The following is a 24,864-nucleotide window of genomic DNA, read 5'->3' on the forward strand; positions in this document are numbered from 1 at the left end:
ACCAGTGTGCAACGAGACGCGGACCCGGCTTGTTCCGGGCAGGGAGGACGCCGATGAGTACCGACAGCGCTGCGGCGCAGCCGAAGAAGTCCGTGTGGGGCGGACTCTTCCAGGGGCTCCAGAAGATGGGCCGCAGCCTCCAGCTCCCCATCGCCGTCCTCCCGGCCGCCGGCATCATCAACCGGCTCGGGCAACCGGACGTGTTCGGAGCGGACGGTCTCGGCTGGGACAACGTCGCCGCGGTGATGGCCGGCGCCGGTGGCGCGCTCCTCGACGGCAACCTCGGTCTTCCGCTGCTCTTCTGCGTCGGCGTCGCCATCGGCATGGCGAAGAAGGCCGACGGCTCGACCGCACTCGCGGCCGTCGTCGGATTCCTCGTCTACTACACGGTCCTGCGTCAGTTCCCGAAGGACTGCCCCACGGGCACGAAGGACATCGGGGGCGCCTGCCTGGCGCCGGGCGACGCCTACGCCGCCTACACGTACCAGAACCCGGGGGTCTTCGGCGGCATCGTCATGGGCCTGCTCACCGCGTACCTGTGGCAGCGGTACCACCGGACGAAGCTGGTCGACTGGCTGGGCTTCTTCAACGGCCGCCGCCTGGTCCCGATCATCATGACGTTCGTGGCGATCGCGTTCGCCTCGCTGTGCCTGTGGATCTGGCCGCCGATCGGTCAGGGCCTGGAGAACTTCAGCGACTGGCTGGTCGGACTCGGCTCGTGGGGCTCGGGCATCTTCGGTCTGGCGAACCGGGCGCTGCTCGTCATCGGCCTGCACCAGTTCCTGAACGTGCCGATCTGGTTCCAGTTCGGCACCTACGAGAAGCCGGACGGCACGGTGGTCCACGGCGACATCCCCATGTTCCTCGCGGGCGACCCGAACGCCGGCCAGTTCCTGACGGGCTTCTTCCCGATCATGATGTTCGCGCTTCCGGCGGCCGCGCTGGCGATCACCCACTGCGCCAAGCCGCACCGGCGCAAGGAGGTCGGCGGTCTGATGCTGTCGGTCGCACTGACCTCGTTCGTCACCGGCATCACCGAGCCGATCGAGTACTCGTTCCTCTTCATCGCCCCGCTGCTCTACGCGATCCACGCCGTGCTCACGGGTGTGTCGATGGCCGTGACCTGGGCGTTCGGGGTGAAGGACGGCTTCAGCTTCTCGGCCGGTCTGATCGACTACGTGATCAACTGGGGCCTCGCGACGAAGCCGTGGCTGATCATTCCCATCGGTCTCGCGTTCGCGGTCGTGTACTACGCGATCTTCCGGTTCGCGATCACCAGGTTCAACCTCCAGACCCCCGGCCGCGAGCCGGACGAGGTCGGGGACGAGATGGAGCGGGAGAACGTCAAGTGAGGCGGCGCGACAACGTCATGTAGCGCCGCGGTCACCCTGCACAGCCTGACCGTTTCGGGGCTTTCGCCCCTCGCGTAAGACCCGCGAAAGGCCCCTGGACCTGACGGTCCGGGGGCCTTATGTCGTGCATTTCCAGCTATGGCTGAGCACACAAAATTCGCAGGTTCCTTATCTAAGTCTCACGTGCTACAACTGGTCTACACCACTCATTGGTGTAGACCACGCGGTCCAGACCACCGCGTTCCACGAGACGTCGCCGTCCCCCCTTTTCACTGTCCTCTGGCGGCGCCTTGCCTTACTGGAGGAAGTTGATGAGTACGGCCACCGCCCAGGCCGCCGCTCCCGCGAAGAAGCGCGGATCCGGCCTGTTCCAGGGCCTGCAGAAGGTCGGTCGCAGCCTGCAGCTGCCGATCGCCGTGCTGCCGGCCGCGGGTATCTTGCTCCGTCTCGGCCAGCCCGACGTCTTCGGAAAGGACGGACTCGGCTGGGACAAGGTCGCCTCCGTCTTCGCCACCGCCGGCGGCGCGGTCTTCGACAACCTGCCCCTGCTCTTCTGCATCGGTGTCGCCATCGGCTTCGCCAAGAAGGCGGACGGCTCCACCGCCCTGGCCGCGCTCGTCGGCTTCCTGGTCTACAGCAACGTGCTGAAGGCCTTCCCCATCACCGACGCCGTCGTCAACACGACCGCCAACAAGGGTGTCGACGTCGCCGCGACGTTCAACAACCCGGGCGTCCTCGGCGGCATCCTGATGGGTCTGCTCTCCGCGGTCCTGTGGCAGAAGTTCCACCGCACCAAGCTGGTCGACTGGCTCGGCTTCTTCAACGGCCGCCGTCTCGTCCCGATCATCATGGCCTTCGTCGGCACCGCCGTCGGTGTCGTCTTCGGTCTGGTCTGGGAGCCCATCGGTGAGGGCATCTCCAGCTTCGGCGAGTGGATGACCGGCCTCGGCGCCGGTGGCGCCGGCCTCTTCGGCCTCATCAACCGCGCGCTGATCCCCGTCGGCATGCACCAGTTCGTGAACACCGTCTCCTGGTTCCAGATCGGTGACTTCACCAACGCCGCCGGCGAGGTCGTCCACGGTGACCTCAACCGCTTCTTCGCCGGTGACCCGAGCGCCGGAATCTTCATGTCGGGCTTCTTCCCGATCATGATGTTCGGCCTCCCGGCCGCCGCCATCGCCATCGCCCACGCCGCTCGCCCCGAGCGCCGCAAGGCCGTGATGGGCATGATGGTCTCCCTCGCGCTGACCTCCTTCGTCACCGGCATCACGGAGCCGATCGAGTTCACCTTCATGTTCATCGCGCCGGTCCTGTACGCGATCCACGCCGTCCTGACCGCCGTGTCCATGGCCGTCACCTGGGCCTTCGGTGTCCACGCGGGCTTCACCTTCTCGGCCGGCGGTATCGACTACCTGCTGAACTGGAACCTCGCGACCAAGCCGTGGCTGATCATTCCGATCGGTCTCGTCTTCGCGGCGATCTACTACGTGGTCTTCCGCTTCGCGATCACCAAGTTCAACCTCCCCACGCCGGGCCGTGAGTCCGACGAGGAGATCGAGGACCTCACCAAGGCGTGAGCCTCACCCGCAGCACGGAAGGGCCCCGGAACCGTACGTACGGTTCCGGGGCCCTTCCCGTTGTCGCGCTTCCCGTGACCGGTCTTCCGTGGCCGGTCTTCGTGGTCGTGGAGGGCGGCCTCAGATCTCGTAGACCGCGCCCGGTCGCGCCAGCTCCGACGGGCCCGAGTACACCTGACGGGCGTCCGCCAGGTTCTGCTCGCCGTCCGTCCACGGCGGGATGTGGGTGAGGACGAGCCGGCCCACCGAGGAGCGGGTCGCCTCGGCGCCCGCCTCGCGGCCGTTGAGGTGGAGGGCCGGGATGTCCTCCTTGCCGTGGGTGAAGGAGGCCTCGCAGAGGAAGAGGTCGCTGCCCTCGGCGAGCTTGTGCAGCGACTCGCAGACCCCGGTGTCCCCGGAGTACGTCAGCGAGCGGCCGTCGTGCTCGACCCGGATGCCGTACGCCTCGACCGGATGGCACACCTTCTCCGTACGGACGGAGAACGGGCCGATCTCGAAGGCGCCCGACTTCAGGGTGCGGAAGTCGAAGACCTCGCTCATCGAGGTGGGCGAGGGCGTGTCCGCGTACGCCGTGGTCAGGCGCTGCTCGGCGCCCTCCGGGGCGTAGACGGGGATCGCGTCGCAGCGTCCGCCCTCGTGCCGGTAGTAGCGGGCGACGAAGTACCCGCACATGTCGATGCAGTGGTCCGCGTGCAGATGACTGAGGAAGATCGCGTCGAGGTCGTACAGACCGATGTGTCGCTGCAGCTCGCCCAGGGCGCCGTTGCCCATGTCGAGGAGCAGCCGGAAGCCGTCGGCCTCGACGAGGTAGCTCGAACAGGCCGAATCCGCGGACGGGAACGACCCGGAGCAGCCGACGACGGTGAGCTTCATGGAGCGTGAACCTCCGTGGACGGATACGGAAAGCGCGCTGAGGAAGGGGGAGGCTGTGCGGTCTGTCGAGCGTAAGGCGCTCCAGGGCCTGTCGCTCCTTTGCGGTGGCCCGTTGTGGGCGAACTCACGGGCTCTGTCACCGGTTCGGATGGATGGCGGGCCGCGTCGGCGACGTGAGCCGCGCACCGGTACCGTCTTGAGGTATGGACACGTCGTGGTGGCCCGCGCTGGTCGCGGTCGTGGTGATCGCACTGGTGGTGGCGCTCGCCGACGGGTGGCGGCGGTCGTCGCGCCGCCCGTCGGGACGTCCGTCGGGGCGCCCGTCGGGACGGACCCGCCCGCCGGCCGGGCCGACGCGGCCGGCCGGTCGGCCCGCCGGACCGCGGAAGGCTCCGTCGCGGTTGCCGCGGGCCGCGGAGATCTGGTGGGCGGACGTGCCCTTCGAGGACGGGCCCGGGTCGAAGGACCGGCCCTGTCTCGTGCTGTCGGTACGGGGGGACAGCGCGCTCGTCGCCAAGATCACCAGCAAGTACCACGACGAGCGGCCGGGTGTGATCGCACTGCCGCCGGGTGCGGTGGGGGATGCGCAGGGGCGGCCGAGCTTCCTGGAGACGGATGAACTGCGGGAGGTTCCGGTCTCGGAATTCCGGCGGAAAGCGGGGACGGCGGACCCGGTCCTGTGGGACCAGGTCCGCCATCTGGCGCGTTAGCGTCGCGCGGGCCTTCGGGGCGCGGGGCCCCCTGATGCTGGGCCCGCTGGTGCGGGTTCAGGCGACGGCGCCCGCGTGCGGCCGAGTGCGCCGTTCCGTTGTGCCCGCCCGATCCGCCCTGGCTGATGGCCCGCAGCCGGAGGGCGGGATGGCGAAGGCCTACGCCCAGAGCTGGCCCTGGACCGCCGCGATGGCCTCCTCCGTGGTGGCCGCCGTGTAGAGGCCGGTCGAGAGGTACTTCCAGCCGCCGTCCGCGACGACGAAGGCGATGTCCGCGCTCTCGCCCGCCTTCGCCGCCTTGTTGCCGACGCCGATGGCCGCGTGCAGGGCCGCGCCCGTGGAGACGCCCGCGAAGATGCCCTCCTGCTGGAGGAGTTCCCGGGTACGGGTCACGGCGTCGGCCGAGCCGACGGAGAAGCGGGTGGTGAGGACGGAGGCGTCGTAGAGCTCCGGCACGAAGCCCTCGTCGAGGTTCCGAAGGCCGTAGACGAGGTCGTCGTAGCGCGGCTCGGCGGCGACGATCTTGACGTCGGGCTTCTGCTCGCGCAGGTAGCGGCCGACTCCCATGAGGGTGCCGGTGGTGCCGAGGCCCGCCACGAAGTGGGTGATGGAGGGCAGGTCGGCGAGGATCTCGGGGCCGGTGGTGGCGTAGTGGGCGCCCGCGTTGTGCGGGTTGCCGTACTGGTAGAGCATCACCCAGGTCGGGTTCTCGGCCGCGATCTCCTTGGCGACGCGTACGGCCGTGTTCGATCCGCCCGCCGCGGGGGACGAGATGATCTCGGCGCCCCACATGGAGAGCAGCTGGCGGCGCTCTTCGCTGGTGTTCTCGGGCATGACGCAGACGATGCGGTAGCCCTTGAGCTTGGCCGCCATGGCCAGGGAGATGCCGGTGTTGCCGCTGGTCGGCTCCAGGATGGTGCAGCCGGGGGTGAGACGGCCGTCCTTCTCCGCCTGCTCGATCATGTGGAGCGCGGGGCGGTCCTTGACCGAGCCGGTCGGATTGCGGTCCTCCAGCTTCGCCCAGATGCGGACGTCGTCCGAGGGCGAGAGCCGGGGGAGGCGGACGAGCGGCGTGTTGCCGACCGCCGCCAGCGAGGAGTCGTAGCGCATGTGGATCAGACCATGCCACCGGCGACGGCCGGCAGGATCGTGACGTTGTCGCCGTCGGTGAGCTTGGTGTCGATGCCGTCGAGGAAGCGGACGTCCTCGTCGTTGAGGTAGACGTTGACGAAGCGGCGGAGCTTGCCGTCGTCGACGATGCGGGCCTCGATCCCGGCGTGGCGGGACTCCAGGTCGGCGAAGAGCTCGGCGAGGGTGCCGCCGCTGCCCTCGACGGCCTTCTGGCCGTCGGTGTAGGTGCGGAGGATGGTCGGGATGCGGACCTCGATGGCCATGGCGTGGGCTCCTGTCGGAAGTGGCGTGATGGGCGCGCTGCTGGGGCCCCCGCGCGGAGGGGGGTCGTACGTAAGTGCGCTCGGCCGGTCGCTCAGAGCGCAGCGCGGGACGAACAGATCGCGCTGGCGAGGCGGCACAGGTCGACGTGCAGGCGCGCGACGAGCAGAACTGTGCCCGGAGTCTCTTCGCTCACGTCGTGGGAAACCATGGGCTCATCGTATCGATTCCCGGTCCGGGTTTCGGAATGTGATCTCACATGGTGGATGATTCCTGACCGCCTGCCGGACTGTGCTGGAAGAGGACGGTGGGACTCCCCGTCCTCGGATGCGGGATGACCTCGGCATCCACCCCGTAGACCGCCTCCATGAGGGCGGGGGTGAGGACCTCGGCGGGTGTGCCGCCGGTGACGAGCCTTCCGCGCTCCAGGACGTAGATCCGGTCGCAGTACGCCCCCGCGAGGTTGAGGTCGTGCAGCGCGAGCAGGTTGGTGGTGCCCAGGGTACGGACGAGGGCCAGGACGTCGAGCTGGTGGCGGATGTCCAGGTGGTTGGTGGGTTCGTCGAGGACGAGGAGGGCCGGGTCCTGGACGAGGGCCCGGGCGACCAGGGCGCGTTGGCGCTCGCCGCCGGAGAGGGTGGGATACGGACGGTCGACGAGGTCGGCGAGACCGACGCGGGCGAGGGCGTCCTCGGCGCGCTCCCGGTCGGCGCCGGTGTCGCCCTCCCAGAACCGTTTGTGCGGGGAGCGGCCGAGGGCGACGAGTTCGCCGACGGTGAGTTCGAAATCGAGGGCGCTGTCCTGCGGGACGGTGGCGACGCGGCGGGCGCGGGCCTTGGGGCCGAGGGCGTGGAGGTCGTCGCCGTCGAGGAGGGCGCGGCCCGCCGTGGGGGTGAGGGTGCCGTAGACGCAGCGCAGAAGGGTGGTCTTGCCGCTGCCGTTGGGTCCGATGAGGCCGACGGTCTCGCCCGGGCGGACGGTCAGGTCGACGGAGCGGAGCCGGTTCTCGTACGAGAGGCCGTGCAGGCGCAGTTCGGTCACAGCTGTGCTCCTTCCGGACGGCGGCGCATCAGCCAGAGGAAGAACGGGCCGCCGGTGAGGGCGGTGAGGATGCCGACGGGGACGTCCTGGGGCGCGGCGACGGTCCGGGCGCCGAGGTCGGCGAGGACCAGGGCGAGCGCTCCGCCGAGCGCGGCGACCGGGAGGAGCCTGCGGTGCGGGGCGCCGACGGCGAGGCGGGCGGCGTGCGGGGCCATCAGGCCGACGAAGCCGACGGCTCCGCTGGCGGCGACCATGACGGCGGTGACGAGGGAGGCGAGGACGAAGACGGCGGCGCGGAACCGGGCGGTGTCCAGGCCGAGGACGGTGGCGCCCTCCTCGCCGACGAGGAGCAGGTCGAGCGGGCGGGCGAGGGTGAGGAGGGCGCCGACGCCGACGGCGAGGACGGCGGCGGGCAGGACCAGGGTGTCCCAGCGGGCGCTGCCGAGGCCGCCGAGGGACCAGTACATGGCCTCCTGGAACTGCTCGGGTCGTCCGGCGACGACCAGGAGCAGGGTGGCCAGGGCGGACAGGATGTAGGAGACGGCGACTCCGGCGAGGACGAGCCGGGTGCTGGTCAGGGTGCCGCCGCGGCGCGCGAGCCCGTAGACGAGGACGAGGGAGAGCAGGGCGCCCGCGAAGGCACCGGCGGGCAGGGCGAGCGTGGTGGTCACGCCTCCGACGAGGCCCACTCCCCCGCCGGCGACCAGGACGAGGACGGCTCCGGCGGAGGCGCCGGAGGAGATCCCGAGGAGGAAGGGGTCGGCGAGCCGGTTGCGGACGAGGGCCTGGAGGACGGCGCCGACGACGGCGAGCCCGGCGCCTACGACCGCGCCCAGCAGGACCCGGGGAAGCCGTACGTCGAGGACGATCGTGCGGTACGGGGAGGGGTCGGCGGCGCGGCCGGTGAGGGCGTCGAGGACCTGGCCGGGCGGGATGCGGACGGAGCCGAGGGCGAGCGAGGCGGTGGCGGCCGCGGCCAGGGCGAGGAGAAGCCCGGCGACGACGACCGCGTACCTCAGGGGCCCGCCACCGGCCCGCGCCTGCGCGCCACCCGCCCGCGCGGGCCGGCCGCCCGGCAGGGCGGTCGGACCCGGCAGGGCGGTCGAGCCTGGCAGGGCGGTCGGACCCGACGGGTCGGTCGGACCCGGCAGGGCGGTCGGGCCCAGCAGGGCGGTCGGACCCGACGGGTCGGTCGGACCCGGCAGGGCGGTCGAGCCCGGCAGGGCGGTCGGACCCTACGGGTCGGTCGGACCCGGCAGGGCGGTCGGACCCGGCAGGGCGGTCGAGCCCGGCAGGGCGGTCGGGCCCCGAGGCCGGGGTGGTCGGTGTTTCCGGGCGCGGTGGGGCGGGCGGCTTTTCCGGGACGGCCGGGGCGGTGGCGGGAGGGCCGGGGGGCTCTTCCGGTGCGCCCGCCGTGCGGGTGCCCGCGGTCATCGGGCCGGGTGGAGCTGGGCCGCCAGCTTGTCGACGGCCGCGGGGACGCGGACGCCGAGGACCGTGTCGGAGAGCGGCATGACGGCGAACCGGCGGTTCTTGATCGCGGGGACGTCCTTGAGCGCCGGGTCGTCGAGGAGCCGCTTCTTCTTCTGTTCGACGGTCGTGGAGCCGTAGTCGTAGATGACGACGACCTCGGGCCTGCGGGCGACGACCTGTTCCCAGGTGGCGTCGCCGAAGGCCTTGTCGAGGTCGGCGAAGACGTTCCGTCCGCCGGCGCGGGTGATGAGCTCGTTGCCGATGCCCTTGCCGCCGGCGGTGAAGGCGGTCTTGTCGCCGCTGTCGTAGACGAAGACGGAGACGGGTGCGGTGCCCTTGAGGCGCTTCTCGGTGGCGGCGACGGTGGTCCGCGCCTCCCGGACCCACTTCTCGGCCCGGTCGGGGACGCCGAACGTGCGGCCGACCTCGTCCACTTCGCGGTAGAGGTCGTCGACGGAGGGCGAACCGGACGGGCAGTACTCGGTGTTGAGCCGGGTGTCGATGCCCGCGCGCTTCAGGTCGTCGCGGCTCCGGCCGTCCTTGCTCGCGAAGGCGGAGGAGTAGCCGCCGTACACGAAGTCGGGTCCGGCGGCGAGCAGGGCCTCCTTGGAGGGGTACTCCTTCGCGAGGACGGGGACGGAGTCGTACGCCTTCTTGTAGGCGGGGAGGATCGCGTCGTCGAGGTAGGCCGTGCCGACGAGCGACTTCTCCAGGCCGAGGGCGAGCATGACCTCGGTGACGTGCTGGTTCATGGTGACCGCGCGCTTCGGCGGGGCCTTGAAGGTCGTCTTCACACCGCAGTTGGAGACGGTGTACGGGAATCCCGGGGCGGCCTCGGCGGCGGGGGTCTCCCCCGCGGGGGCCGAGCAGGCGGCGAGCAGCGGGAGCAGGGCGGCGGCGGACAGCAGGGGCGTCAGGGGCAGCCGGGTGCGACGGGTCCAGGACATGACGGAACGTGCCTCCTCCGGGGATTTCCACGTCCCCGATCGGTGGTGAGAAGGCGGCAGGTCAGTTCCTGGCTTCCGTCTCCCGCAGGAGGCGGTCACAGTGGCGGGACCGTGCCGGATTCGCACCGGCTTCCTGGGTCCTGCCGCCCGTAGGTCCCGGCCAGTGTCTCAGGCGTCGTACTCCTCGACGACCTTGACCTCTTCCTCGGTCACGACGCCGTCGACGATGGTGAAGGAGCGGAACTGGAAGGGGCCGGCGCCGTCGCTGTCCGCGGTGGAGACGAGGACGTAGTGGGCCTGGGGCTCGTTGGCGTACGAGATGTCCGTGCGGGACGGGTAGGCCTCGGTCGCGGTGTGCGAGTGGTAGACGATGACGGGCTCCTCGTCCCGGTCGTCCATCTCGCGGTAGAGCTTGAGCAGGTCCGCGGAGTCGAACTCGTAGAAGGTGGGCGAGCGGGCGGCGTTGAGCATCGGGATGAACCGCTCGGGGCGGCCGGTGCCGACCGGGCCCGCGACCACGCCGCATGCCTCGTCGGGGTGGTCCGCGCGCGAGTGTTTCACGATCTGGTCGTACAGGGCCCGGGTGATGGTCAGCATGCCGACAGGATAAGCCGACGGGCCGTTCCGTACCGGGGAGTGGTACGGAACGGCCCGTATGCCGAGACGGTCGAGGTCAGAGCCGTTTGGGGACGGCCCGGGGCGACCGCCCGTGGGGTCCGGTCAGGACCGCTTGGCGAAGGCGGCGCCCTCGGGGTTGCGGGACTTCAGGACCAGGTAGGAGACGCCGAGGATGAGACCCCAGACCGGGGCGGCGTACAGCGAGACCCGGGCGCCCTCGTCGATGCCCATCATCACGATGACCATGCCGATGAAGAGGAGCGCGAACCAGCTGGTGTACGGGGCTCCCGGGGCCTTGAAGGTGGACTCGGGGAGCTCGCCGCGGTTGGCCTTGGCGCGGTAGCGGATCTGGCAGACCAGGATCATGATCCAGGCCCACATGCCGGAGATGGTGGCGAAGGAGACGACGTACTCGAAGGCCTTGCCGGGGGCGACGTAGTTGATCCAGACGCCGACCAGCATCAGCGAGGCCGAGAAGGTCAGGCCGAGCAGCGGGGTGCCGCTCTTGGTGAGCTTGGTGAAGACCTTCGGGCCCTGGCCGTTGAGCGCGAGGTCGCGCAGCATGCGGCCGGTGGAGTACATGCCCGAGTTGCAGGAGGACAGGGCCGCGGTCAGCACCACGAAGTTGACGATGGCGGCGCCGACGCCGAGGCCCATCTTCTCGAAGGCGGCGACGAACGGGGAGACGCCGGGCTGGAACTCGGTCCACGGGACGACCGACAGGATCATGATGAGCGCGCCGACGTAGAAGACGGCGATGCGCCACGGCACGGTGTTGATGGCCTTGGGCAGGACGGTCTTCGGGTCCTTGGACTCACCGGCGGTGACGCCGACGAGCTCGACCGCGAGGAACGCGAACATGACGATCTGCAGGGTCATCAGCGTGTTGCCGATGCCGGTGGGGAAGAAGCCGCCCTGGTCCCACAGGTGGGTGACGGAGGCGGTGTCGCCGGCGTCGGAGAAGCCGATGGTGAGGATGCCGGCGCAGATCAGGATCATGCCGATGATGGCGGTGACCTTGACCATGGAGAACCAGAACTCCAGCTCACCGAAGAGCTTCACGGAGATCAGGTTGGCGCCGTAGAGGATCACGGTGAAGACCAGTGCGGAGATCCACTGCGGGATGTCCCACCAGTACGTCATATAGGTGGCCGCGGCGGTGACTTCGGTGATGCCGGTGACGACCCAGAAGAGCCAGTACGTCCAGCCGGTCACGAAGCCCCAGAACGGGCCGACGAACTCCCGTGCGTACTCCGCGAAGGAGCCGGACACGGGGCGGTACATGAGGAGCTCGCCGAGGGCGCGCATGATGAAGAAGATGACCAGGCCCGCGATGGCGTACGCGAGGATCAGGCTGGGTCCCGCCTTGGCGATGGCCTTGCCGGCGCCGAGGAAGAGGCCGGTGCCGATGGCCCCGCCGATCGCGATCATCTGGATCTGCCGGGCGCCGAGGCCACGCTGGTAGCCCTCGCCGCCGTCCACGGCCCCGTCGGTGCCGTCGTGCTGCTTGTCGACCTGCACAGAGGTCATGGTGGTGCGCCTTTCTCCATGCTGATCCGCGCGACTGCGAGTGCGTCTGCCGCGGATCAGATCCTGATCCCCCCGGATGTGGATGGAGTGCCACCGGCGGTCAGCCGGTCCAAGCGCCCTCGGGAACAGGGGTGGCGTCCCCGAGCGGTCGTGAAGATTTATCACGGGGCGGGCCGTGATCGAGGGAGTTGGATGTGGCGCACGCCACAGAAAACGGCGGGCGAAGGAGACTCAAGACGGCAAAGCGGACGCTCTGATAACGCATTCGTTATCCGGATTTGAGCGTCCGCTGAGCGAACACCCCGTTACCGAGGGGTGCCCGGAGGGGTGGCGTCAGTACATCAGGGTCTCGACGAGGGACTCCTGGAGCGCCCCCAGCCAGAGGTATGCCATCACCATCGGCTTGCGCGGGTCGGAGTCCGGCAGCCGGTACAGCTGCTCGCCCTCGTCGTCGGTGACCTCCAGGCGGGTGCCGATGGTCAGCCGGAGGTCGTTGAGGGCGCCGAGCCAGGCACGGGACTCGTCCGGGGTCAGCTTCAGGACGGCGCCGCCCTCGCCCGCCGCGTCGGCGGAGAGCGCGTCGAGGGCGCGGACGACGCCGAGGGCGTCCTCGCGCTTGCGGGCCCGCAGGTCGTTCTCGGTGAAGCGGCGGAAGTCGGAGGCGGCCGCCCGCAGCTCCTCGCTGTCGTCCCCGTACGCGTCGGGGAAGAGGCGCTTGAGGGCGGGGTCGGACGGCGGCTTGCTGGGGCCCTCGGCAAAGAGCGCGGCCAGCGGGTCGGCGTCCTTGGCGGGCTCGTCGCCCGGCCCGATCAGCTCCATGAGCTGGACGGCGAGGGAGCGGAGGATGGAGATCTCGACGTCGTCGAGGGCGACGGCCGCTCCGCCGCCGGGCAGGGTCTCGAAGCGCCCGGCCATCAGCCGCGGTCCTGGGTGAGGGTCGCCCAGAGGCCGTAGCCGTGCATCGCCTGCACGTCGCGTTCCATCTCCTCGCGGGTGCCGCTGGAGACCACCGCGCGGCCCTTGTGGTGCACGTCGAGCATCAGCTTGTGCGCCTTGTCCTTGGAGTAGCCGAAGTACGCCTGGAAGACGTAGGTCACGTAGCTCATCAGGTTGACCGGGTCGTTGTGCACGAGGGTCACCCAGGGCACGTCGGGTTCGACGACCGCGGAGACCTCCTCGGCCGATTCCGTACGTTCGATCTCAATAGGCGCGACGCTCACTCACCCCATGCTGCCACCCCGGAGGGCCCGTCGCACAAACGGGTCACCCGCCCGTCACCCGCTCGCCCCACTATTCGTCACTCTGACGATTTCTGCGCTAGCATCGCCGACATGAACGCTGCGGACCTTGGGCTGCCGGTGGACGTGCCGTCGACCGCGCTCTTCACCGATCAGTACGAGCTGACCATGCTCCAGGCGGCCCTCCGGGGCGGCACCGCCGACCGACGCTCGGTCTTCGAGGTCTTCACCCGGAGACTGCCCGAGGGCCGGCGCTACGGCGTCCTCGCGGGCGTCGGCCGGGTCCTCGACGCCGTCGAGAACTTCCGTTTCGACCCCGCCGTCCTGGGCTTCCTTCGCGAACGCGGCATCGTCGACGAGCCGACCCTGGAATGGCTCGCCCGCTACCGCTTCACCGGTGACATCTGGGGCTACCCCGAGGGCGAGGTGTACTTCCCCGGCTCGCCCGTCCTGCGCGTCGAGGGCTCCTTCGCCGAGTGCGTGCTCCTGGAGACGGTGATCCTCTCCATCCTCAACCACGACTCGGCCATCGCCGCCGCCGCCTCCCGCATGTCGGCCGCGGCCGGCGGGCGCCGCCTGATCGAGATGGGCGCCCGGCGCACCCACGAGCTGGCGGCCGTCGCCGCCTCCCGCGCCGCGTACGTCGGCGGCTTCGACTCCACCTCGGACCTCGCGGCCGGCTTCCGCTACGGCATCCCGACCGTCGGCACCTCCGCCCACGCCTTCACGCTCCTCCACGACAGCGAGCGCGACGCCTTCCGCGCCCAGGTCGAGACCCTCGGCCGCGGTACGACCCTCCTCGTCGACACCTACGACGTGGCCGAGGCCGTGCGTACCGCCGTCGAGGTGGCGGGACCCGAGCTCGGGGCCGTCCGGATCGACTCCGGCGACCTGCTGCTCGTCGCCCACCGGGTCCGGCAGCAGCTCGACGAGCTGGGCGCCCGGAACACGAAGATCGTCGTCACCTCGGACCTCGACGAGTACGCCATCGCCTCCCTCGCGGCGGCCCCGGTCGACGCGTACGGGGTGGGCACCCAGCTGGTCACCGGCAGCGGCCACCCGACCTGCTCCATGGTCTACAAGCTGGTCGCCCGCGCCTCCTCGGCCGACCTCAAGGCTCCTCTCACCCCGGTCGCCAAGAAGTCCCTCGGCGGCAAGGCCTCGGTCGGCGGACGCAAGTGGGCGGCGCGCCGGCCCGACGCGTACGGCGTCGCCGAGGCGGAGGTCGTGGGCACCGGCCCCGTGCCGCCGGAGCTCGCCGACCACCAGCTCCTGGTCGAGCTGGTCAAGGGTGGTGACGTGGTGGCCCGCGAGCCCCTGGAGGCCGCGCGGTCCCGGCACATCGCGGCCCGCGCCGGGCTGCCGATGTCGGCGATCCAGCTCTCCCGGGGCGAGCCGGTGCTGCCGACGGAGTACATCTAGGACACCCCCGGGCCCGAGACCCCACGGAGACCGGACCCGCCCCCTCCCGGTGGGCGGGCCGAGTCTCTAGGCTCGGTCCCACCCCTCCCCGACGCGCTAAGGACACCCGCCATGCACCGCGCATTGATCGTTGTGGACGTTCAGAACGACTTCTGCGAGGGCGGCAGCCTCGCGGTGACCGGCGGCGCGGACGTCGCCGCCGCCATCACCGACCTGGTCGGCCAGACGGCGGGCAGTGCCTACCGGCACGTGGTCGCCACCCGCGACCACCATGTCGACCCGGGCGCGCACTTCGCGCCGGCCGGTGAGGAGCCGGACTACGTCACCTCCTGGCCGGTGCACTGCGTGGCCGGCACGGAGGGGGTCGGGTTCCACCCGAACTTCGCGCCGGCCGTCGCCAGCGGGGCGATCGACGCCGTCTTCGACAAGGGTGCCTACGACGCGGCGTACAGCGGCTTCGAGGGGCACGACGAGAACGGGCGGACGCTGGCGGAGTGGCTCCGCGAGCGGGACGTCACCGAGGTCGACGTGGTGGGCATCGCGACCGACCACTGCGTGCGGGCGACGGCCCTGGACGCGGCCCGTGCGGGCTTCCGCACCCATGTGCTGCTCGACCTGACGGCCGGCGTCGCGAAGGAGACGACGGACCGTGCCCTGGAGGAGCTGCGGACGGCCGGTGTGGAGCTGACCGGCAAGCCCGTGGTGGCCTGAGCCGCCCCACGGGCCCGGACGGGCGGCTCTCAGGCCGCGGGTTCCCTGGGGAGGGACCGTACGGGGTGCCAGAGCTCCTGGGCGGCGCCGGGCGCCGATCTCCACAGCAGGCCGTCGGGGTGGTGGAGGACGGCCGTGATCTCGTCCGGGGTCGGCGGTTCGGTGTTGCCCCGGAGGTAGACCGCGCGCAGTCCGAGGTTCCGCAGCCGGGTCAGGGCGCGGGCACGGTTCGCGGCGTGGACCAGGAAGCGGACGGTGGCGCCGTCGCGGGCCGGGCTGGGCAGCCCTATCGCGACGACCACGCTGCCTCCCGGCAACTTGCAGAACCCTCCGTTGGGCATGCGGAACCACTCCCCCGTGGATCGACTGTCAATAAGAACATCGGTCTGAAGCGTCAGACGCACCTAAACACGATCGGCCGCCGCCCGCTAGAGGGGCGACGGCCGATCATGCTTTGACCTGCAGTTTTACCGATTACTTCGTAGACGGACCCACGCGAACCGTGATCGTCTCGCCGTTCTTCGGCTCCTTGACGACCTGGATCTTGGTGTTGGTGTCAGTTACCTGGACACCGGCGCGCGCCGTCTCCTGGAGCCAGTACGTGCCCTTGCGGTCGTCGAAGACCGGGTTGCCCGGCAGCGACGGGACGAACGCCGCGACGTCGGCCTTGTGGAGCAGGAGGCTGTCGGTCCGGTAGGTGCCGAAGGTGGAGTCGTAGGCCTGGACGCGGTTGCGCATCAGGCTGCCGTCCTTGAACTTCAGCGGGGTCGGGTGGGCGTCGACCGGAAGGATCAGACCCTGGCCCGGGTGGACCGCGGTGTTGTTGTCCTTCTGGGAGAGGTCCCACTTCCAGATGAGCAGACCGTTCTGGTACGGGTAGTGCTCGACCCAGCTCGCCTTGTCACCGGTGAACCCGAAGTTGTACGGGCCGACCTTGAGGGTGGCGTCGTACGAGACGTACTGGCGGTTCTCCGCGATGTAGTACTGCTCGTACTCCTTCGTGAAGCCCTTGCCGACCCGCGAGAAGCCCTTGGCCGCCCAGCCGTTGTCACCGTTCTCGGCGTTGTCCGAGAAGACGGTGGCACCGTCGGCGGTCAGCGTGATGGCGTCGGCCGTGAAGCCCTTGCCGCCGGCGCCGCCGTCCGTCTGGTAGCGGAAGCGGAGGTCGAACTTCTTGCCCGCGTAGGCGTCGAGGCCGTAGACGAGCTCCTTGTGCGTGCCCGAGACGTCGGTCAGCGCCGGGGCGCCGCTGGCGTCGCGCGGGAGCGGCTTGCCGTCGGCGGTGCCGTCCAGGGCCGTCCAGTTGGCGCCGCCGTCGGTCGACACCTCGGTGTAGAGGTAGTCGTAGTCGAGCTCGATGTCGTACCAGCCCTTGAGCTTCAGGGAGGCGGACGTCTTGCCCGTCAGGTCGACGGAGCGGGTCAGGGTGTTCTTGAGGTCGTCACCCATGTTGCTCCACCACTGCGTGGCACCCTCGGCGGGCGCGACGACATCGGTGGTGACGGCCTTCTTCGGCAGCTCGACGACGAGCGCCTGGGGGTTCTTGGTGTTGTACTCGGCCACGCCCAGCTTGTGGGTGGAGTTCCACTTGCGGGCCTCGTTGGCGACCTTGGTGTAGTTCAGCCAGCCGAGCTGCAGCTTGTCCCAGGCGTTCATGTCGCCGGGCAGGTCGCCGATGGCGTCCTTGCCGCGGCCGAGCCAGGAGCCGGAGGACATGAGCGACCAGAAGCCGGTCGAGTTCTCGGCGCCCTTGGCGCCGGAGGTGTCGTACAGGTCCGGCAGACCGAGGTCGTGGCCGTACTCGTGCGCGAAGACGCCGAGGCCGCCGTTCTCCGGCTGCATCGTGTAGTCGCCGACCCAGATGCCGGAGTCACCGATCTGCGTGCCGCCGGCCTTGTTGTTCGCCGGGCCGGTCTTGCCCGCGTTGGTGCCGTAGGCGTACCAGCGGTGGGCCCACAGGGCGTCGCCGGCCTGGGCGCCGCCGCCCGCCGACTCGTCCTCGCCCGCGTGGACGATCTGGAAGTGGTCGATGTACCCGTCGGGCTCGTTGAAGTTGCCGTCGCCGTCGAAGTCGTACCGGTCCCACAGGTCGTACTGCGCCAGGTCGGCCTTGATCTGGGCGTCGGTACGGCCCTTGGCCTTCTGGTCCGCGGTCCACGCCGTGACACCGTCGCGGACGGCGTCCCAGACGTTGGAGCAGTTGCTGTTGCCGCAGTAGTTCGAGCCGTAACGGGCCTCGTTGTACTCGACCTTGACCCAGTCGGAGACGCCGCCGTCGACCGAGTAACGGCCGGACGAGGTCTTCTCGTAGTAGGTCTTCAGCGACTGCTTGGGCTGTCCCTTGGCGTCCTTGCCGGTGCCGAAGTACAGGTCCTGGAAGTGCTGCTGGTTGTAGTCCGCCTGCCATTCCGTGGAGTTGTCGTGCGCACGGTCCGGCTTGGCTATCTGGTTGTGCAGGGGACCGGGCGTGCCGCCGAACTTCGGCTTCAGCTCGGTCGTCTCGTCGTCGGCGCGGTCGACGAGGGTGGTGGTGTCCACCTTGTCGCCGAACTCGACGAGGATCGTGAAGATCTTGTCGGTCTTCTCGCGGCCGAGCTCGACGTACTTCTTGTCGTCGAGCTTGACGACCTGGGAGCCGTTTCGGCGCTCCACCTTCGACTCGCCACTCAGCACCTGCTCCAGGGCAGCCTTGCGCTGCTGCTCCTGCTGCTCGCTGTAGGGACCCTCGAGGTCGTGGTCGACCGCCGTCTTGTCGATCCCGGCGCCGGGCGCCGGGTCGTGACGGACATCGGCCGGGTTCACGCTGCCGTGATTGTCCGCCCATGCGGTGGTGAAGGTCGAGGCGGTGGCGGCGGTGGCCGCGAGCGCCACAACAACTGCGGACGTTCTGATCGCCCGTCGTCTGTTGGTCACTTGATATGTCCTCCCCGGCGCCCGCGCTTCGGACCGAAGGTGGGGTGTCCGTCCGGCGGGTCGCGCGTCACAAGTGACGACATTCGACCGGAGGTACGCAAGAAAAGACAGATCTTGACTTGCACATACCAACTGCACTATGCGGGAGGTGAATTCCGATTATCGGACGATCGACGGGCACCTTACGGAGAAAAATCACACGACGCGTGACTCCGTGCGCCCCCCGTGCACCCCGTGCCCCCGCATCGTGGGTGAGGTCACGCTTACTTCGGCTCCGCCCGGGCATCCACGGTCTTAGAGTCGAACCGTTGTCCTGAGAGGGCGGTACGTGTCATGCAGCGTCCGAACGCCGCGCAACTCACCTGCGGTTCGGCCACCGTCGTTCTCACGACCGTCGCCCTGCTGCTGCTCTCCGGTACGACGACCACGCTCGGCATCGCGGTGATCTGCCTCGCCGGCCTGCTGCTCGGACTGCTCGTGGCCGTGACGATGCCCCTGCGGACGACGGGCGTCAAGACCACCGCACCGACTCCGGCATCCGCCGCACGCGAAGAGGTCCGGGTACCGACCGCGCGCGTGGGCGCGGGAGTCGACACCCGGACCGGTTCGTGACACCTCGTCCGTAAATGCGTCGTCACCGCCGGCTCCGCGCGGACGACGTCGGTTCGGCTACTGCGGGACGGAGACCACCACCGTCTTCGCCGCCTTGTCGTGCAGACCCTGCTTGTAGGGCTTGTCGACCAGGATCAGGATCAGCAGGAGCAGCGGCCACAGGCAGGCGCAGCAGATCAGGGCGGGGAGCCACAGGACGATCGCGCGCAGGAGCGACTGACTCATCGGCGGCGTCGAGCCGTCGTTGAGCATCGCGACCCGCAGCTTCAGCCATTTCTTGCCGAGGGTCTGGCCGTTCTTGGCGACCATCACCGTGTCGTACGCGACGAACGCGACGATCGTGATCAGCTGGAAGACCAGCTGGCTACCGCCGTTGAGGCTGTTGACCGTGTCGCCGAAGTCGTTGCCGTCCTCGGTCGCCCGCGAGTAGATCTTGAACGGGATGCCGATGATCGCCAGCGGGATCGCGATGATCAGCCAGTCGATGATGCGGGCGATGATGCGCTTGCCGGACTCGGCGAGCGGCGGCATCCCGGAGAGCGGATCGGTCCCTCCGTACCCGGCGCCGTAGCCGCCGTACGGGGGCGGGGGCGGCGGCGCGTTGTCGTACGGGGAGCCTCCCGGCGAACCGTACGGCGAACCGCCCGTGGGTCCGTACGGACTCCCGGGCGGCGGACCTCCCGGCGGCGGACCTCCCGGCGGAGGCCCTTCCGGCGGAGGCCCTTCCGGGGGCGGTCCGGACGGAGGCGGCTGGCCGGCGGAGGGCGGCGGAGGCTCCTGCGGCCTCTTGAGGAACGGGTCCTCCTCGGGCGGCTGGCCGGGCGGCGGCTGGTCGGTGCTCATGGGGGCAGTGCATCCCGGGCCGGGCGCCCCCGCAAGGAATCACCGCCCGTTCGGGGGACCCCCGGCCGCCGGGGGTCCCCCGCACCGGCCGGGGGCCGGCGGCCCGCGGATCAGCGCGCCACGAAGGTACGGGCGGCCTTGTCGTGCCAGCACTGCCGCCAGGGGCGGTCGAAGAGGCACCACAGGACGTTGAGGACGCCGATGGCCAGGAGCCCCAGGACGCTGTAGACGAGCCAGCGGCGCAGGGCCGCCCCGAAGCGCGGCGGCTGGTGCGCCTCGATGTCCCGCACCTCGATCCCGCACAGCTTCTTGCCGAGCGTGCGCCCCCACTTGGCGGTGGGCAGCGCCTCGTACAGGACGCCGATGACGAGGAACGCGGCCAGTGCGATGCCGAACTGCACGGAGGTCGTGCCGTCGACCAGCCACACCTGGACGGTGACGCCCGACTGCTTGGCCGCCTCGATCTTGCCGTTGATGTGGTCGAGGGCCGCGGTCACGAACGGAAAGGCCGCGGCGCCGACGAGCGCACCCAGGACGAGGGTGTCGATCAGCCGGGCGATCAGCCGCCGGCCGAGCCCGGCGGGGCGCGCGGAGGCCTGCGCGCGGGCCGCCTGGACGAACAGGTCGTCGACCGGCGGCTTCCAGGGGACGACGGGCTGCTGCGGGTCCTGGGGCTGTGACGGGGACTGTGGTGCCTGGGGCTGTGGCTGGGCCTGCTGGGCCCAGGAGGGGGTCGCGGCCGCCGGGGCCGGAGCGGGTGCCCGGTGTACGGGGGTGGGGGCGGCCGTCGCGGCGGGTTCGGGGGCCGGCCGGGGAGCCGGCTGGGGCCTGGTGGCCTGCGGGGTCGGCTGCGGCTGCTGAGGGGTCACGGCGGGCGTGGGGGTGGGGACCGGTGTGACCGGCATCCCGCCGAGGCGCGCCGCTCCCCCGGTGGCCCGGGGGTCCGTCGCCGGGCCGGCGGGCCGCGCCGTGCTCTCGGGCTCGGGTTCACCCGCACCGGCGACCGGCCAGTCCGCCGGCGTGCGCGGGTCGGGGGTTCGGGGCGCGCCCCAGGAGACCTTCTGGTCGAGGTCGCCGCCGAAGCCGGTCTGGCGGGAGGTGTCCGCCTGCCAGGCAGAGGCGGGTTCCGCGGGGGCCGGCTCCTCGTCGAAGAAGACGGGCCCGGTCTCCTCCACGGTGGGCACGGGGGCCAGGGCGGGCGCCCGGTCCTGCGCGGGGAGCTGCGCGGGCGCCTGGGCCTGGGCCGGTACGGAGGCGGCGGGGCGCACGGGTTCGAGCTGGGCGGCGGGCTGCGGCCGGTACGGCTGCTCGGCGAGCTGCTGCATCGGCTGGAGCTGCTGTTCGTGGGGCTGGTGCGGCTCGTGGTGCTGCTGCTCGTGGTGCTGCTGCGGCTGGTGCTGCGCGGGCTGATGAGGCTGGACCGGCTCCGGTTCGGGCCGGGCCGGCTGTGCGGCGGCCGGTGCCGGCGCCGGGCCGGAGGCCAGGATCGGGCCGCCCGGGATCGCCGAGGCCGGCGGACCCGGCGGAACCTCACCGTCCGTGGGCGCGGGCCTGCTCGTACCGGGAACCCAGGCGCCCCCGTTCCAATACCGGATGTATCCGGGAATGGACGGGTCCGGGTAGTACCCCGCCTGCGGTACCTCTCCGCCGCCTCCAGGAGGAGTAGCCACTGCCCCGACTCCGTTCAGTCACAACGCCCTTGATCCGCGCGGCCGCGTGCCGGGCGTGCCGCGCCCAAGGAGGACAGTAACGAAGAACACCCCCGAGGGAACAAAGAGCCCGTGAGAAAGCCCGCCTTCGAGAGGGACACGTACCGGAATCGATCACTCCCGGTGATGTTCGGGCCGGGACATACGCCCTGCTCACCGAGCCGGAAAAACTTCCCGAAAAAACTTCCCGAAGTCGCGTAATGAGCCGGGGGCACCCCGCTCTCTCCCGGTGAAGGCCCGCACGGGGCCGGTCCACGCGAGGGAGTACGACCATGCAGAACACCGACAACACCACCGTCGAGCGCGAGCTGGAGCTGAAGCTGGTGCTCTCGCCCGAGCGCGCCGTCCCCGTCCCCGCCCGGCTCGCCTACCGCACGGACGACCCGTACGCCGTCCACATCACGTTCCACATCGGCACCGACCACCCGGTCAACTGGACGTTCGCGCGCGAACTCCTGGTCGAGGGCGTGTTCCGGGCCTGCGGGCACGGTGACGTGCGGATCTGGCCCACGAAGGTCGACGGCCGCGGCGTCATCCTGATGGCGCTCTCCTCCCCCGACGGCGACGCCCTCCTCGAAGCCCCCTCCGCGCAGGTGTCCGCCTGGCTGGAGCGAACCCTGCGCGCGGTGCCGCCGGGCACCGAGTCCGAGCGGCTCGGCATCGACGACGGACTCGCCGAACTCCTCGCGACCACCGTGATCGCCGACGAGCTGTGGCTGCGCGACCCGTGGCCGTCGGACGAGTCGCAGGACGGCGAGCTGTGAGCCCCGTACCCGTGCGACCCCACGGGTCCGCCGCGTCAGAAGAGCTTTCCGGGGTTGAGCAGCCCCAGCGGGTCGAAGGTGGCCTTGATCCCGCGCTGGAGCTCCAGTCCGACCGGCCCCAGCTCCCGTGCCAGCCACTCCTTCTTGAGGACGCCCACGCCGTGCTCGCCGGTGATCGTGCCGCCGAGCGCGAGCCCGAGCGCCATGATCTCGTCGAAGGACTCGCGCGCGCGCCGCGACTCGTCCTCGTCGGTGTGGTCGAAGCAGACGACGGGATGGGTGTTGCCGTCGCCCGCGTGCGCGCAGACCCCGATGGTCAGGTCGTACTTCTCCGCGACCGCCGCCGTGCCCGCGAGCATCTCCGCGAGCCGCGTCCGCGGCACGCACACGTCGTCGATCATCGTCGCCGACTTGATCGTCTCCAGGGCCGTGAGGGAGAGCCGGCGCGCCTGGAGGAGGAGTTCGGACTCGGCGGTGTCGGCGGCCGGGACGACCTCGGTGGCGCCCGCCGCCACGCACAGCTCCCCCACGGCGGCCAGATCGGCGGCCGGGTCGGGGGTGTCGAAGGCACACAGGAGCAGCGCCTCTGTGGTGTCGGGCAGACCCATGCGCGCCACCCTGTTGACGGCCTGGACCGTCGTGCGGTCCATGAGTTCGAGCAACGACGGGGTGTGGCCGCGCTCCATGATCGTGCAGACGGCCGCGCAGGCGGCGGCCGCGGAGGGGAACTCGGCGGCCAGCGCGAGCTGCACCGGGGGTTGCGGCCTGAGCGAGAGCACGGCCCGGACGACGATGCCGAGACTGCCCTCCGAGCCGACGAAGAGCCTGGTCAGGTCATAGCCGGCGACGCCCTTGGCGGTGCGGCGGCCGGTGGTCAGGAGCCGGCCGTCGGCGAGGACGACGTCGAGGCCGAGGACGTACTCGGCCGTCACCCCGTACTTCACACAGCACAGACCGCCGGAGGCCGTGCCGATGTTTCCGCCGATGGTGCACGTCTCCCAGCTGGACGGGTCCGGCGGGTAGTAGAGGCCGTGTTCGGCGACGGCCCGTGACAGCACCGCGTTGACGACACCCGGCTCGACGACGGCGATCCGGTCGACCGGGTTGATCTCCAGGATGCGGTCCATCCTGACCAGGGAGAGCACGATGCAGCCCTCGGAGGCGTTGGCGCCGCCGGAGAGGCCCGTGCGGGCTCCCTGCGGGACGACGGGGACGCGGAGTTCGGTCGCGGTGCGCATGACGTGCTGCACCTGCTCCACGGTGCGCGGGAGCACGACGACCGCCGGGGCGCCGGCCTCGCAGAAGCTCGCCATGTCGTTCGCGTACGAGGCGGTCACGTCCGGATCGGTGAGCAGCGCCTCGGCGGGCAGCCCGGCGCGCAGCCGCGTCAGAAGATCGTCCATGACTCCAGCGTGGCACCCGGGGCCATCGGTGTGAACCCGCCGGGGCAGGCGCTTCGTGTGCTCTTCGTACAGGCGCGGGCGGGCGCACAGTGAGCGCCATGAAGACGCAGAACGTGTCGAGGACGGTCCTCGCGGCCGGAGTGGGCGCGGTGCTCGCGGCGACGGCACTCCTCTACCTCCCCGAGCTCCTCGACCAGGGGCCGCCGCCCCCGCCCGGTCCGGCGGAGCGGGCGACGATCGCGGCCCACGCGGGCGCGCAGGCCGCGCTCCCGGACCTGGCCGCGCTGATCACCGACCGGGAGAAGTGGCTGCGCGCCCACCCGGACGACGACGCGTCCTGGGCGGAACTCGGCGCGGCGTACACGGAGCGGGGCGCGCGCCTCGGCGACGTAAGGGACTATCCGCGCGCCGAGAAGGCACTGCGGCGCTCGCTGGCCGAACGGCCCGCCGCGCGCGGCAACACGGCCGCCCAGCTGGGCCTGGGGGCGCTCGCGGGGGCGCGCGGCGACTGGAATTCGGCCAAGGAGTGGGGCGAGAAGGTCCGTACGGCGGACCCGCGCCGCTGGCCCGCGTACCCGGTCCTGATGGACGCGTACAACGGCCTCGGGGACTACAAGGCGGCCCAGAAGGCGATGGAGACCCTGCAGGGGCTCCACAAGGGCGCGATGGTGCGGACGCGGGCCGCGCAGACCTACCGCGACCGGGGCTGGCGCGAGGACGCCGACGCGGCCGCCCTCGACGCGGTGTCGCTCGCGGAGACGGCCCCGGACAAGGCGGCCGCACTGGCCCGGCTCGGCGACCTGGCGTGGGAACGGGGCGAACCGGACGAGGCGCTCGCGCTGTTCGGGGCGGCGCTGACGCAGGTACGGGACCACGGGCCCTCGCTCGCGGGCCGGGCGCGGGCGCTGACGGCACTCGGCCGCACCGACGAGGCGCTGCGGGACTGGCGGGCGGCGCTGGCCCGGCTGCCGCTGCCGGAGTACGTCCTGGAGGCCGGTGAGCTGTCCGAGTCGCTGGGCCTGCACGAGGACGCGCGGGCGCTGTACGAGCGGCTGCGGACCGGCACGTGGGCGGGCGGGGAGGTGGCCCTCGCACTGCTCGACGCGGACCACGGCAACGCGGCGGCGGCGGTCACCCGGATGCGGGCGGAATGGGCGCGGGGGCACCGCTCGGTGCGGGTCGCGGACACGCTGGGGTGGGCGCTGTACCGGGCGGGTCAGCCCAAGGAGGCGCTGGAGTACGCGACTCGGGCCACGGAGGAGGGCCTGCGGAGCGCCCTCTTCTCGTACCACCGGGGCGAGATCGAACGGGCCCTGGAGGAGACCGGCCCGGCCCGGCGGCACCTGGCGGAGGCTCTGCGGATCAACCCGCACTTCTCACCGCTGCTCGCGCCGAGGGCGGCGGGGGCGGTGGCGGCGCTCGGCGAACCCTCGGACGAACTCCCGAAGGAACTCCGCCCGGAGCCGGAGCCGGCGAGGGGGGTGGGGCCGCGGACCCCGGTGAAGCCGCCCAAGGCGGCGAAGGCGGCGGACACGACGGCGCCGCGGGAGTAGCGCGCGCCCTTGGACGGCGCCCCGGCCCACCCCCCGCGTGGGCCGGAGCCCGCCGGCTCGAATGGCCCACCGTGCGGACCGGGCTGGACGGGCCCGCGCGTGCGGACCGGGCCCCGCCGGGCCCTCACCACCCACCCGCGCGAACACGCGCCGGGGACGCGGCCCCGCCGTGCGGGCCGCCTG

General features: G+C 71.1%; 24 protein-coding genes and 1 riboswitch. Of the genes, 8 read left to right on the forward strand and 16 right to left on the reverse strand.

Annotation, left to right across the window (positions count from 1 at the left end; all coding sequences use genetic code 11):
* The first annotated feature begins 53 nt into the window (after positions 1-53).
* Positions 54-1,352, forward strand: coding sequence for a PTS transporter subunit EIIC (locus IF00_RS0134240; RefSeq protein ID WP_030324913.1), 1,299 nt, complete (start codon positions 54-56; stop codon positions 1,350-1,352).
* Positions 1,353-1,663: 311 nt separating this feature from the next.
* Entirely contained in the window at positions 1,664-2,929 is a 1,266-nt protein-coding gene (locus tag IF00_RS0134245; RefSeq protein ID WP_030324914.1) for a PTS transporter subunit EIIC, read from the forward strand.
* A 120-nt stretch (positions 2,930-3,049) separates the two neighbouring features.
* Here IF00_RS0134245 and IF00_RS0134250 read toward each other — a convergent pair whose 3' ends face one another.
* The gene (locus IF00_RS0134250; protein WP_030324916.1) at positions 3,050-3,802 is read right to left on the reverse strand and encodes an MBL fold metallo-hydrolase; all 753 of its coding nucleotides are present in this window, start codon (positions 3,800-3,802) and stop codon (positions 3,050-3,052) included.
* A 203-nt stretch (positions 3,803-4,005) separates the two neighbouring features.
* Between IF00_RS0134250 and IF00_RS0134255 the strand changes: the two genes are divergently transcribed.
* Positions 4,006-4,512, forward strand: coding sequence for a type II toxin-antitoxin system PemK/MazF family toxin (locus IF00_RS0134255; protein WP_030324918.1), 507 nt, complete (start codon positions 4,006-4,008; stop codon positions 4,510-4,512).
* Positions 4,513-4,671: 159 nt separating this feature from the next.
* On the opposite strand, the gene IF00_RS0134260 is transcribed toward IF00_RS0134255, so the two are convergent.
* The 10 genes from IF00_RS0134260 to clpS all read right to left on the reverse strand — a co-directional run bounded on the left by IF00_RS0134260 (position 4,672) and on the right by clpS (position 12,733).
* Positions 4,672-5,622 carry a PLP-dependent cysteine synthase family protein gene (locus IF00_RS0134260; RefSeq protein WP_030324919.1) on the reverse strand — a complete coding sequence of 317 codons (951 nt, stop codon included), beginning with the start codon at positions 5,620-5,622 and terminating at the stop codon, positions 4,672-4,674.
* A 5-nt stretch (positions 5,623-5,627) separates the two neighbouring features.
* Positions 5,628-5,906: a MoaD/ThiS family protein gene (locus IF00_RS0134265; RefSeq protein ID WP_030324921.1), complete on the reverse strand. Its 279-nt coding sequence runs from the start codon at positions 5,904-5,906 to the stop codon at positions 5,628-5,630.
* A 92-nt stretch (positions 5,907-5,998) separates the two neighbouring features.
* A complete protein-coding gene (locus IF00_RS47885; RefSeq protein ID WP_315986240.1) occupies positions 5,999-6,115 on the reverse strand; it encodes a putative leader peptide in 117 nt (38 codons plus the stop codon).
* Between the two features lie 44 nt (positions 6,116-6,159).
* The gene (locus tag IF00_RS0134275) at positions 6,160-6,945 is read right to left on the reverse strand and encodes an ABC transporter ATP-binding protein (protein WP_030324923.1); all 786 of its coding nucleotides are present in this window, start codon (positions 6,943-6,945) and stop codon (positions 6,160-6,162) included.
* A complete protein-coding gene (locus tag IF00_RS0134280) occupies positions 6,942-8,024 on the reverse strand; it encodes a FecCD family ABC transporter permease (RefSeq protein WP_051820765.1) in 1,083 nt (360 codons plus the stop codon). The genes IF00_RS0134275 and IF00_RS0134280 overlap by 4 nt, the downstream gene beginning before the upstream one ends.
* Positions 8,025-8,375: 351 nt before the next feature.
* Complete coding sequence (locus IF00_RS0134290) at positions 8,376-9,365, reverse strand: ABC transporter substrate-binding protein (protein ID WP_030324927.1); 990 nt, start codon at positions 9,363-9,365, stop codon at positions 8,376-8,378.
* A 42-nt stretch (positions 9,366-9,407) separates the two neighbouring features.
* Positions 9,408-9,541, reverse strand: a riboswitch (cobalamin riboswitch).
* Complete coding sequence (locus IF00_RS0134295; RefSeq protein WP_030324929.1) at positions 9,534-9,962, reverse strand: M67 family metallopeptidase; 429 nt, start codon at positions 9,960-9,962, stop codon at positions 9,534-9,536. (Overlaps the previous riboswitch by 8 nt.)
* A gap of 123 nt (positions 9,963-10,085) precedes the next feature.
* Positions 10,086-11,513 (reverse strand): amino acid permease, encoded by a 1,428-nt coding sequence (locus IF00_RS0134300; RefSeq protein ID WP_030324932.1) that lies wholly within the window; start codon positions 11,511-11,513, stop codon positions 10,086-10,088.
* 333 nt (positions 11,514-11,846) lie between these two features.
* On the reverse strand, positions 11,847-12,428 hold the full coding sequence (locus tag IF00_RS0134305) for a DUF2017 domain-containing protein (protein WP_030324934.1): 582 nt from the start codon (positions 12,426-12,428) through the stop codon (positions 11,847-11,849).
* Positions 12,428-12,733, reverse strand: coding sequence for an ATP-dependent Clp protease adapter ClpS (gene clpS / locus IF00_RS0134310; protein WP_030222252.1), 306 nt, complete (start codon positions 12,731-12,733; stop codon positions 12,428-12,430). The genes IF00_RS0134305 and clpS overlap by 1 nt, the downstream gene beginning before the upstream one ends.
* Before the next feature lie 111 nt (positions 12,734-12,844).
* Here clpS and IF00_RS0134315 point away from each other — a divergent pair, with 111 nt between their 5' ends.
* Both IF00_RS0134315 and IF00_RS0134320 read left to right on the forward strand, forming a co-directional pair.
* Positions 12,845-14,173, forward strand: a complete 1,329-nt coding sequence (locus IF00_RS0134315) for a nicotinate phosphoribosyltransferase (protein ID WP_030324935.1) — start codon at positions 12,845-12,847, stop codon at positions 14,171-14,173.
* A 111-nt stretch (positions 14,174-14,284) separates the two neighbouring features.
* Entirely contained in the window at positions 14,285-14,884 is a 600-nt protein-coding gene (locus IF00_RS0134320; protein WP_030324936.1) for a nicotinamidase, read from the forward strand.
* Between the two features lie 29 nt (positions 14,885-14,913).
* Here the strand turns inward: IF00_RS0134320 and IF00_RS0134325 are convergent, their stop codons facing one another.
* Together IF00_RS0134325 and IF00_RS0134330 are read right to left on the reverse strand one after the other, a co-directional pair.
* Entirely contained in the window at positions 14,914-15,225 is a 312-nt protein-coding gene (locus tag IF00_RS0134325) for a hypothetical protein (RefSeq protein ID WP_030324937.1), read from the reverse strand.
* A gap of 133 nt (positions 15,226-15,358) precedes the next feature.
* Positions 15,359-17,797, reverse strand: a complete 2,439-nt coding sequence (locus IF00_RS0134330; RefSeq protein ID WP_030324940.1) for an immune inhibitor A domain-containing protein — start codon at positions 17,795-17,797, stop codon at positions 15,359-15,361.
* Between the two features lie 333 nt (positions 17,798-18,130).
* Between IF00_RS0134330 and IF00_RS41750 the strand changes: the two genes are divergently transcribed.
* A complete protein-coding gene (locus IF00_RS41750) occupies positions 18,131-18,409 on the forward strand; it encodes a hypothetical protein (RefSeq protein ID WP_037639724.1) in 279 nt (92 codons plus the stop codon).
* 57 nt (positions 18,410-18,466) lie between these two features.
* On the opposite strand, the gene IF00_RS44250 is transcribed toward IF00_RS41750, so the two are convergent.
* Both IF00_RS44250 and IF00_RS0134345 read right to left on the reverse strand, forming a co-directional pair.
* Entirely contained in the window at positions 18,467-19,252 is a 786-nt protein-coding gene (locus IF00_RS44250; RefSeq protein WP_030324944.1) for an RDD family protein, read from the reverse strand.
* A 110-nt stretch (positions 19,253-19,362) separates the two neighbouring features.
* A complete protein-coding gene (locus IF00_RS0134345) occupies positions 19,363-20,922 on the reverse strand; it encodes an RDD family protein (RefSeq protein WP_078944958.1) in 1,560 nt (519 codons plus the stop codon).
* A gap of 311 nt (positions 20,923-21,233) precedes the next feature.
* Here IF00_RS0134345 and IF00_RS0134350 point away from each other — a divergent pair, with 311 nt between their 5' ends.
* Positions 21,234-21,725, forward strand: a complete 492-nt coding sequence (locus tag IF00_RS0134350; RefSeq protein WP_030324947.1) for an SsgA family sporulation/cell division regulator — start codon at positions 21,234-21,236, stop codon at positions 21,723-21,725.
* A gap of 35 nt (positions 21,726-21,760) precedes the next feature.
* Here the strand turns inward: IF00_RS0134350 and IF00_RS0134355 are convergent, their stop codons facing one another.
* Positions 21,761-23,128, reverse strand: coding sequence for an FAD-binding oxidoreductase (locus IF00_RS0134355; protein WP_030324949.1), 1,368 nt, complete (start codon positions 23,126-23,128; stop codon positions 21,761-21,763).
* Between the two features lie 98 nt (positions 23,129-23,226).
* Between IF00_RS0134355 and IF00_RS0134360 the strand changes: the two genes are divergently transcribed.
* Positions 23,227-24,681, forward strand: a complete 1,455-nt coding sequence (locus tag IF00_RS0134360) for a tetratricopeptide repeat protein (RefSeq protein ID WP_245234708.1) — start codon at positions 23,227-23,229, stop codon at positions 24,679-24,681.
* Positions 24,682-24,864: the final 183 nt, after the last annotated feature.

Origin of the sequence: Streptomyces flavochromogenes (genome assembly GCF_000717595.1) — a bacterium.
In the GTDB taxonomy this organism is placed as follows: domain Bacteria; phylum Actinomycetota; class Actinomycetes; order Streptomycetales; family Streptomycetaceae; genus Streptomyces; species Streptomyces flavochromogenes.